This is a genomic window from Thiohalocapsa sp., from assembly GCF_019695415.1.
In the GTDB taxonomy this organism is placed as follows: domain Bacteria; phylum Pseudomonadota; class Gammaproteobacteria; order Chromatiales; family Chromatiaceae; genus Thiohalocapsa.
Map to the genome: position 1 here is coordinate 1 of NZ_JAIFKJ010000252.1, position 1,634 is coordinate 1,634.

Genomic DNA, 1,634 nt, shown 5'->3' on the forward strand with positions numbered 1-1,634 from the left:
GGGTTGGGGTGGGTGTGAGCGGGTTGGTGGGGGGCGGGGGGGTGCGGGTTGGTGGGGGCACGGGGTCGGCGCGGAGGGCGGGGTCGCGAGATGGCCGTCCTGCATGCGGAGGCGGCGGGCGCAGCGGGCGGCGAGGGCCTCGTCGGGTGTCACCAGCACCAAGGCGGGGCCGGCGTCCGCGCGCAGCGCGAACAGCAGGTCGATGATGCGGCGGCCGGTGGCGAGGTCGAGGTTTCCGGTGGGCTCGTCCGCGAACAGGATCTGCGGCCCGGGCGCGAAGGCGCGGGCGATGGCTACCCGCTGCTGCTCGCCGCCGGAGAGCTGACGGGGATAATGGCCGGCGCGGGCCGCGAGTCCGACGCGCTCGAGGGCGTCGCGCGCCACACGGGTGGGATCCGTGCCGTGCAGGCTCACGTCTGCGCGCACAGCGCCGTTGCCCGGCCCGTTGGCCTCACCGGTTGCAGGCCCTCCAGCCACGGCCAGCTCCAGCGGCAGGGAGACATTCTCCAAGGCGGTCAGGGTGGGCAGCAGCTGGAAGTTCTGGAACACGAAGCCGACGCGCCCGCCGCGCAAGGCCGCGCGCCCGTCCTCGTCCAAGGACGACAGGCGGGCGCCGCAGAGCTCAACCTCGCCTTGGCTCGGGGCATCCAGGCCGGCGAGCAGGCCCAGCAGCGTGGACTTGCCACTGCCGGAAGCGCCGACGATAGCCACTGCCTCACCTGCGGCGACGTCGAGGGAGAGACCATGCAGAATGGTCAGCCGCCCGCCTGGGCCGCTAACATGCTTGGCCAGCCCATCGGCACGGCACAGGATCTCTGGGGTATTCATGCGATCTCCTTGCGTATGCTGCGCGTCGCTCTGGCGCTCGTTCTTGGTTGCAGTGGCGGTGCTGTGCACCGCGGCGGCGTCGGCACAGTCAGGGGCAGCGCCGACCGTTTTGGTGCTGGGGGACAGCCTGAGCGCCAGTTTCGGGACTGCGCTAGATCAGGGCTGGGTGAGCCTGCTCAAGGCGCGCATTGCGGAGCAGGGTCTGCCGCACCACGTCGTCAATGCCAGTATTTCCGGCGAGACCACGGCCGGCGGGCGCTCGCGGCTGCCGGCGCTGCTCAAGGAGCACGCGCCTGCGGTGGTGATCATCGAGCTGGGCGCCAATGACGGCCTGCGCGGCTTCCCGCCCAAGCGCATTGCCGCGGCCCTGAAGGCCTTGACGCGCGAGGCCCAGGCGGCGGGTGCACGGGTGCTGCTGGCCGGTGTCCGTCTGCCGCCCAATTACGGCAGCGCCTATGCGGAACAGTTCCAGCAGGTCTTTGCGGACGTCGCCGAGGTGACTGGTGCAGCCCTCGTGCCCCGGCTGTTGGCCGGTGTGGCCGAGCACCGCGGACTGATGCAGGGGGACGGTCTGCATCCGACCGCCGCCGCGCAGCCGCAGCTGCTGGACAATGTTTGGCCTGAGCTGTTGCCGTTGCTGGAGGCCACCGCGCAGGCCGCCGGTGGGCCGTGAGGCGCGGCGGGTGAATTCGGGAAGCGCCGATTGATTGGCGCTTCCTGTTCGGGGCAGGATGCCCAATAAATCGGCATCTCCTTAGGCGCAGCGAAACCCTCCGCAGGCGGGTCTGGTGCCAACTCGCGAAAAC

The 1,634-nt window shown here is 70.9% G+C and carries 1 protein-coding gene and 1 pseudogene; one reads left to right on the forward strand and one right to left on the reverse strand.

Going from position 1 to position 1,634, the window contains the following annotated elements:
- Positions 1 to 87: 87 nt before the first annotated feature.
- Positions 88 to 828 (reverse strand): annotated as a pseudogene (locus I6U14_RS07160) (ABC transporter ATP-binding protein); the annotation flags it as partial.
- 112 nt (positions 829 to 940) lie between these two features.
- Here I6U14_RS07160 and I6U14_RS07165 point away from each other — a divergent pair.
- Positions 941 to 1,501, forward strand: a complete 561-nt coding sequence (locus tag I6U14_RS07165; RefSeq protein ID WP_367115638.1) for an arylesterase — start codon at positions 941 to 943, stop codon at positions 1,499 to 1,501.
- Positions 1,502 to 1,634 lie beyond the last annotated feature (133 nt).